The 7356-nt window shown below is 74.9% G+C and carries 7 protein-coding genes; 4 read left to right on the top strand and 3 right to left on the bottom strand.

The features are described 5' to 3' along the window. The first annotated feature begins 30 nt into the window (after positions 1–30). From E1298_RS41470 to E1298_RS41460, 3 genes are all read left to right on the top strand, one after another. Positions 31–966, top strand: a complete 936-nt coding sequence (locus tag E1298_RS41470) for an alpha/beta hydrolase (protein ID WP_243726159.1) — start codon at positions 31–33, stop codon at positions 964–966. After that, positions 927–1727, top strand: coding sequence for an enoyl-CoA hydratase/isomerase family protein (locus tag E1298_RS41465; RefSeq protein WP_131902865.1), 801 nt, complete (start codon positions 927–929; stop codon positions 1725–1727). The genes E1298_RS41470 and E1298_RS41465 overlap by 40 nt, the downstream gene beginning before the upstream one ends. Before the next feature lie 100 nt (positions 1728–1827). Beyond that, the gene (locus E1298_RS41460; protein ID WP_131902864.1) at positions 1828–2748 is read left to right on the top strand and encodes a TAXI family TRAP transporter solute-binding subunit; all 921 of its coding nucleotides are present in this window, start codon (positions 1828–1830) and stop codon (positions 2746–2748) included. A 159-nt stretch (positions 2749–2907) separates the two neighbouring features. Here E1298_RS41460 and E1298_RS41455 read toward each other — a convergent pair whose 3' ends face one another. The 3 genes from E1298_RS41455 to E1298_RS41445 are packed head-to-tail and all read right to left on the bottom strand — an operon-like array spanning position 2908 to position 6267. Further along, positions 2908–4257, bottom strand: a complete 1350-nt coding sequence (locus tag E1298_RS41455) for a sensor histidine kinase (protein ID WP_131902863.1) — start codon at positions 4255–4257, stop codon at positions 2908–2910. Beyond that, the gene (locus tag E1298_RS41450) at positions 4254–4925 is read right to left on the bottom strand and encodes a response regulator transcription factor (protein WP_131902862.1); all 672 of its coding nucleotides are present in this window, start codon (positions 4923–4925) and stop codon (positions 4254–4256) included. Before E1298_RS41450 ends, E1298_RS41455 begins: the two co-directional genes overlap by 4 nt. A 10-nt stretch (positions 4926–4935) precedes the next feature. After that, the gene (locus E1298_RS41445) at positions 4936–6267 is read right to left on the bottom strand and encodes an MFS transporter (RefSeq protein WP_243726158.1); all 1332 of its coding nucleotides are present in this window, start codon (positions 6265–6267) and stop codon (positions 4936–4938) included. 139 nt (positions 6268–6406) lie between these two features. Between E1298_RS41445 and E1298_RS41440 the strand changes: the two genes are divergently transcribed. After that, on the top strand, positions 6407–7042 hold the full coding sequence (locus tag E1298_RS41440; protein WP_131902860.1) for an HAD family hydrolase: 636 nt from the start codon (positions 6407–6409) through the stop codon (positions 7040–7042). The last annotated feature ends 314 nt before the right edge of the window (positions 7043–7356 follow it).

Raw genomic sequence — 7356 nt, 5'->3', positions numbered from 1 at the left:
GCCCCGGAGGGGGCCGGGGGAGGGGACGCCCTGGACGAGGACGCCCCGGAGCCCGCGATCGAGGAGATGCGCCGCAGGATCGGCGCGGTGTACCCCGTCGTCCGCCGCGAGCTGCCGCAGGTCGCGGACCTGTCGGTGCGCGGGCCGGGCGGCCGCGTGCCGGTGCGCCTGTACCGCCCCGTCCCGCCCGGGCGGGGGCCGCTGCCCGCGGTGGTGTACCTGCACGGCGGCGGCTGGGTGCTCGGCGGCGTCGACAACGTGGACGCGGCGTGCCGCGAGCTGGCGGCGGGCGCCGGATGCGCCGTCCTCAACGTCGGCTACCGGCTGGCGCCGGAGAACCCGTTCCCGGCGGCCGTGGACGACGCGTGGGCGGTCGTCGAGGACGTGGCGCGCGAGCCCGGCCGCTACGGCGCCGTCCCCGGGGCCGTCGCGGTGGCGGGCGACAGCGCGGGCGGGAACCTCGCCGCGGCCGTCGCGCTGCTGGCCCGCGACCGCGGCGTGCCGCTGGCGCACCAGCTGCTGGTCTACCCGGTGACCGACACGGCGATGGACACCCCGAGCTGGCGGGCCTACGGGTCCGGGTACGGGCTGGACGCCGGGACCCTCGCCCGCTTCATGGACCTGTACCGGGGCGGCGCGGACCCGTCCGACCCCAGGCTCGCCCCGCTGCGCGCCCCCGACCTGTCCGGCGCGGCGCCCGCGACCATCATCACCGCCGAGTACGACATCCTGCGCGACGAGGGCGAGGCGTACGCGCGGCGGCTCGCCGAGGCCGGCGTCCCGGTGCGGGCGCACCGCTACGACGGCGTCGTGCACTCGTTCTTCCTGCTCCCCGAGATCTTCGATGCCGGTGCCGAGGCCATGGGGCTGGCTGTGCGACGATTGCGCGCGGCATTCGGCGACCGGACGCGGGAGGGCGGCGCGGCATGGGCGAGGACGGGCGGTACGGCGCGTACGAGCGGCTGAAGATCGACTGGGCGGGGCCCGGGGTCCTGCGGATCACGATCAGCAGGCCGGGCAGGCTCAACGCGGTCGACGCCACCGGGCACCGCGAGCTGGCCGGGATCTGGCGGGACGTGGACGCCGACGACGACGTCCGCGCGGTCGTCGTGCGCGGCGAGGGCACCGCGTTCTCCGCCGGCGGCGACCTGTCCATGATCGAGCAGATGATGGACGACCACGCCGCGCGCCGGCGGATCATGCGCGAGGCCCGCGACATCGTGATGAACGTGGTGAACTGCTCCAAGCCGGTCGTCAGTGCCGTCCAGGGGCCCGCCGTCGGCGCGGGCCTGGCGGTGGCGCTGCTGGCCGACATCTCCGTCGCCGGCCGCACCGCCAAGATCATCGATGGGCACACCCGGCTCGGGGTCGCCGCGGGCGACCACGCCGCGCTCGTCTGGCCGCTGCTGTGCGGGCTGGCCAAGGCCAAGTACTACCTGCTGCTCAACGACGTCCTCACCGGCGAGGAGGCCGAACGGATCGGGCTGGTCTCGGTCTGCGTGGACGACGGCGAGGTGCACGAGCGGGCCCTGGAGATCGCCGGACGGCTCGCCGCCGGGCCCGCCGAGGCGCTGTCGTTCACCAAGCACGCGCTGAACAACTGGCTGCGGATGGCGGGCCCGTCCTTCGACGCGTCCCTGGCCATGGAGTTCTTCGGGTTCACCGGACCGGACGTGCGGGAGGGCGTCGCGGCGATCCGCGAGAAGCGCCCCCCGCGATTCACCTGAGGCTCCCGATCAGCCGAACCGCTCGATCAGCCGAACCGTTGCCGTCCCCGCCGATGTGATCCGCACAACACCTGGGGCCCCGGGCGGATAGCGTGAACGAGTGCGCCCCACCCGCAGGACCGTCCTGCTGCTCACCGTCCCGGCCGCGGCGGCCGCCTGCTCGGGCGGCTCCGGGACGCGGGCGCGGCTGCGGCTGGCCACCGGCGAGGCGGGCGGCGCCTACGAGGTGCTCGGCCAGCGGTTCGCGGCCGAGCTGCGGCGCGGCGGCCTGTCCGCGCAGGTCCTGCGGACGGCCGCCAGCGTGGAGAACCTCGCGATGCTCGCCGACGGCCGCGCCGACCTGGGCTTCGCGCTGGCCGACAGCGCCGACCGGGCCGTGCGCGCCGAGCGCCGTCCGGTGGCCGCGCTCGCTCGCATGTACATGAACTACGTCCACCTGGTCGTGCTCAGGGACTCGCAGGTCCGCTCGGCCGCCGCCCTGGCCGGGCGCCGGGTCTCGATCGGCGCCGCGCTGTCGGGCACAGCCGTGACCGCCGAGCGGGTGCTGGCGGCGGCGCGGCTCGCCCGTCCCGCGCGCACCTCCACGCTGGGCCTGGACGCCTCGATGCGGGCGCTGCGCTCGGGGGAGATCGCGGCGTTCTTCTGGTCGGGCGGCGTCCCGACCCCGGCGCTGGACGCCTTCGCGCGGACGACCCCGGTCCGGCTGCTGGCCCTCGGCGGTCTCGTCGCGCCGCTGCGCCGCGTCCACGGGCCGGTGTACGAGAACGCCGCCGTCCCGGCGGGGGAGTACGGGCGCGGCGAGCCGGTCGCCACCGTCGGAACTCCCAGCTACCTGGTGTGCCGCGCGTCCCTGCCGGGCGACGCGGCCTTCACCGCCACCAAGGTCCTGTTCTCCAGCCGCGACCGGCTGGAGGCCCCGGACGCGCCCGGCGGCCGTCTCGACAGGCGCTACGCCATCGGCACCGGCGCCGTCCCCCTCCACCCCGGCGCCGCCCGCTACTACCGCTCCACCTACGGCTGACCCCACCACGCTGCTTCTAGGGGCGGCCCCGCTGGCCCGGCGGCTTCGCCGCATCTCAGTGTTGCCCTTGAGGGCGGACGCCCAGGCCCCCGGCGGCTTCGCCACACGTCAGTGTTGCCCTGGGGGCGGACCCTCAGACGCCCCGCGGCTTCGCCGTGCTCAATGAGGGGCGGGCGGGGGGAGGCGGAGCTCGACGATCAGGCCCCGGGGCGTGTTCGGCAGGACGGCGAGGGTGCCGCCGGACGCCTTCGCCAGCTCGGCGGCGATCGCCAGGCCCAGCCCGCTGCCGGGGACGTTGGCGTGGTCGGCCGAGCGCCAGAAGCGGCCGAGGGCCTGGGCGCGCGCGTCAGCGGGGAGGCCGGGGCCGTCGTCGGCGACGCGCAGGACCGTCCCGTCCAGGCGCACCGAGACCGTCCCGCCCTCCGGGACGAACTTGCGGGCGTTGCTCAGGGCCGTGTCGGCGATCCGGGCGACCGTGCCGGGGACCGCCCGGACGCGGCGGGAGTCCGGCAGGTCCGCCGACAGGGTCAGGCCCTGGGCGTCGAAGGCGTCCTTCCAGTGCTTCAGCCGTTTGCGCAGCTCGGCGGCGGCGTCCACGTCCTCCGCGACCACGCCGGCCTCGATCTCGGCCAGGGCGAGCATGTCGCCCACGAGCGTGCCGAGCCGGTCGATCTCGGCCATCGCCTCCTCGTGCTCGGCCGTTCCCGCCGCGTCCAGGTGCGGCTGGAGGTTCTCCAGCCGCAGCGACAGGACGGCCAACGGGGTGCGCAGCTCGTGCGAGGCGTCGGCGACGAACGTGCGCTGGCGGTCCATGGCCGTCGCCACCGCGTCCGCCATCGCGTTGAACCGGGCCTTGAGCCGCCGCAACTCGGCGGGCCCCACGTCGGGGGCGACGCGCGCCTCCAGATCACCCCCGGCGATTGCGCCGGTCGTGCGGTCGAGCTCGGTGACCGGCCGCAGGATCCACCGGGCGAGCCCGCGGCCCGCGAGCGCCGAGCACCCGAGCACCGCCAGCGCCCCCAGCGCCAGCGCCGCCCACACCAGCCCGATGTCGCGGCGGGCGCGCTCGGTCGGCGCGAGCAGCAGCACCGCCCCGGTCAGCTGCGCGTCGCGTCCCGCCGGCTCGGCGATCAGCACCCGGCCGGGGTCGAACGGGCCGAGCGGGGGCAGGTCCTCGGTCGTGCGCCCCGACAGCGCCGTGCGCGTGGCCGCCGCGTCGTCGGCGTCCATCGCGCCCGCCTCGGCCACCAGCGCGCCGTCCCGGTCGCGGATCCGCACGGCCGCCCCGTACAGCTCGGCGTAGCGGGTGATCTCCGGGACGAGCGCGCTCCGGTCGCCCTCGCGTGCGGCCCGGTCGGCCAGCTCGGCGAAGCGCGTCGCGTCCGCGCGCCGGTCCAGCAGCAGCCGGCCCGAGCGGTGCGAGGCGTAGGCGAACCCGAGCGGCACCGCCAGCGCCGTGATCACCAGGACGATCAGCGCCGTGAACGTCGTGACGAGCCGCCGCCTCATCCGGGGGCGCCGAGCCGGTAGCCGGTCCCGCGGAGCGTCACCACCAGGCCCGGACGGCCCGTCTTGGACCGCAGCTCCGACACGTGCACGTCCAGCGACCGCGACGCCAGCCCCAGCGGGTCGTCCCACACCACGTCCAGGATCTCCTCCCGGGTCCGCACCACGCCCGGCTTGCGCGCCAGCAGCGCCAGCACGTCGAACTCCCGCCGCGTCAGCGTGACCGGGCGGCCCGCGACGGCCACCGTCCGGGCGCCGAGGTCGATGCGGACGTCCCCGACCGTCACGACCTGGTCCCGGACGGGCATCGGCCGCGTGCCCCGCCGCAGGACCACCTCCATCCGCTCCATCAGCACCTTCATCCGGAACGGCTTGGCCAGGTAGTCGTCGGCGCCCGAGCGCAGCCCGCGCAGCTCGTCCCGCTCCTGGGTGCGGGCGGTCATCACGATGATCGGCACGGCCGACACCTGCCGCACCCGCCGCAGCGCCTCCAGCCCGTCCATCTCCGAGCCGTGCAGGATGAGGTCCAGCAGGACGAAGTCGGCGCTCCCGGCCAGCCGGAGGGCGTCGACGGCCCGCCCGGTCCGCTTGACCTGGTGCCCCCGCTGCACGAGGGCGGTGGTCAGCGCGGACGCGAGCCGGTCGTCGTCCTCGACGAGGAGAACCCGCATGGCGGCCAGCCTAGGCGCGCACCGCGACATTGTCCGCCGCCTTCTCGCGGCGCGACAGCGCGGCGTCCCGCGTCTCGCGCATGCACACGTACACGACCAGCGAGACGGCCGAGCATCCCGCCACGTACCAGTAGTAGCCCGACTCGATCCCGCCCTTCTTGAACCACAGCGCCACGTACTCGGCGGTCCCGCCGAACAGGGCGTTCGCGATCGCGTACGGCAGCGCGACGCCGAGCGCCCGGACGTGCGTCGGGAACATCTCCGCCTTCACGACCGCGTTGATCGAGGTGTAGCCGGTGACGAGGACCAGCCCGGCGAGCGACAGCGTGAGCGCCCCGTCGAACCCCGTCACCTTCGACAGCGCGGTCATCAGCGGGACGGTCCCGACCGTCCCGCCGATCCCGAACGCGATCAGCAGCGGACGGCGCCCGATCCGGTCCGACAGGGCGCCCGCCAGGGGCTGGAGCAGCATGAAGACGAACAGCGCGCAGAAGCTCACCAGCGACGCGGTGCTCTTGGCCAGGCCCGCCGTGTTGGACAGGTACTTGGTCAGATACGTCGTGTAGGTGTAGTACGCCAGCGTCCCGCCCATCGTCAGCGCGATGACCAGCACGGCCTCGCGCCGGTGCGCCAGCAGCTCGCGGATGGTGCCGCGCTCGTCCGTCCCCGGCCGTCCCTCCTGCTCGCCGTACGCCTCGGTCTCCAGCAGGCTGCGCCGCAGGTAGAAGACCACGGCCGCCGCGGCGGCGCCGACGATGAACGGGATCCGCCAGCCGTAGGACTTCAGCGCCTCCTCCGACATCGTCCGCTGCAGGACGATCTGCAGCCCGAGCCCGACGAGCTGCCCCGCCGTCATCGACACGTACTGGAAGCTGGACGCGAACCCGCGCCGGCCCGGCGGAGTCGCCTCCGTCAGGTACGTGGCGCTGGCCGCGTACTCGCCCCCGACCGACAGGCCTTGGAGCAGCCGCGCCACCAGCAGGACCAGCGCCCCGAAGTACCCGACCGACCCGTAGGTCGGCGCCACCGCGATGAGCAGCGCGCTCGCCGACATGAGCGACACGGTCAGCGTGAGCGCCGCCTTGCGCCCCCGCCGGTCGGCGAACCGGCCGAGCAGCCACCCGCCGACCGGCCGCATGAAGAACCCCACGGCGAAGATCCCCGCCGTGTTCAGCAACTGCGCGGTCTCGTTCCCTTTGGGGAAGAACGCGGAGGCGAAATAGGTGGCGAAGCTCGCATAGACGAACCAGTCGTACCACTCGACCATATTGCCGATCGAGCCGCCGACCACGGCCTTCCAGGGAACGCGGGCCGACGCTGCGCGGGTGGGGGGAGCCGTCACGGAAACCTCCAGCGGACGAGTCGTTCAGCCCGGAGCCTCACCCGCGGCAGAACCCGCGTCCAGAGGACCGCCCCCTTTCCTAACCTGCCGCTAACACAACGGACCGCGACCGGGCGGGGACCGCCCGTACGCTGAAGCGGTGATTGGCTCTGTGGTGTTCGACGTCGGCGAGACCCTGGTGGACGACACGCGGGAGTGGTGGGCGTGGGCCGACTGGCTCGGCGTGCCCCCTCACACGATGTCGGCCCTCGTCGGCGCGGTGACCGTCCAGGGACGCGACAACGCCGACGCGCTGCGCCTCATCCGCCCCGGCCTCGACCTCGCCGCCGAACGCCGTGCCCGCGTGGCGGCGGGCGTCGGCGAGCAGATCACCGAGGCCGACCTGTACAGCGACGTGCGCCCGGCCCTGGCCGAGCTGCGCGACCGCGGACTGTGGGTCGGTGTGGCGGGCAACCAGACCGCCCGCGCGGGCGGTCTGCTGCGCGGCCTCGGCCTGCCCGCCGACGCGGTCGCCACCTCGCAGGAGTGGGGGGTGGCCAAGCCGGATCCGGCCTTCTTCGCCCGCGTGACCGAATGGGCGCCCGGCGCCCCCGGTGAGATCCTCTACGTCGGCGACCACCCGGCCAACGACATCGGCCCGGCCAAGGCCGCCGGCCTGCGGACCGCCCTGGTGCGGCGAGGCCCCTGGGGCCACCTGTGGGCCGACGAGCCCGCGGGCCGGGCCGCGGACTGGCTCATCGACGGCCTGACCGAACTGCCGGCCCTCCTCGCCTGAGCCCGCGTAGGCGGCGGATCGTCCGGTCCGAGCGGTCCGGCGTCCCGGTAAACGGTGGCGAGGTTGCCCGCGGGCGGTGCGCGTGATGGTGCCTGCGTGACCAATTCGGCTGATTGATGGTAAACGGCGCAGCTCATCCTATATAGCCCAAATTTATGACCAAGTGCGATAGCCCGCAGGCGGTCCTGAGGTGTCATTGTCATCTTCCAGGACGCGACGGCCGTCCGCGCCGCACAGCTCCCCAGTCCATGTGCGCGCCGCCGTTCCCGGTTCCGTCGTCGCGTTGGCGCCGCCCCGACCCCGCGGGGCGGTCC

It is taken from the genome of Actinomadura rubrisoli, from assembly GCF_004349215.1.
Taxonomy (GTDB): domain Bacteria; phylum Actinomycetota; class Actinomycetes; order Streptosporangiales; family Streptosporangiaceae; genus Spirillospora; species Spirillospora rubrisoli.
Note: the sequence above shows the minus strand (reverse complement) of the source record. Positions and strands in the feature narration are given on the sequence as shown.

Coding starts and splice junctions, on each gene's coding strand:
- E1298_RS41465 (WP_131902865.1), top strand. CDS start 927: ATGGGCGAGGACGGGCGGTACGGCGCGTACGAGCGGCTGAAGATCGAC.
- E1298_RS41455 (WP_131902863.1), bottom strand. CDS start 4,257: ATGAGGCGGCGGCTCGTCACGACGTTCACGGCGCTGATCGTCCTGGTG.
- E1298_RS41450 (WP_131902862.1), bottom strand. CDS start 4,925: ATGCGGGTTCTCCTCGTCGAGGACGACGACCGGCTCGCGTCCGCGCTG.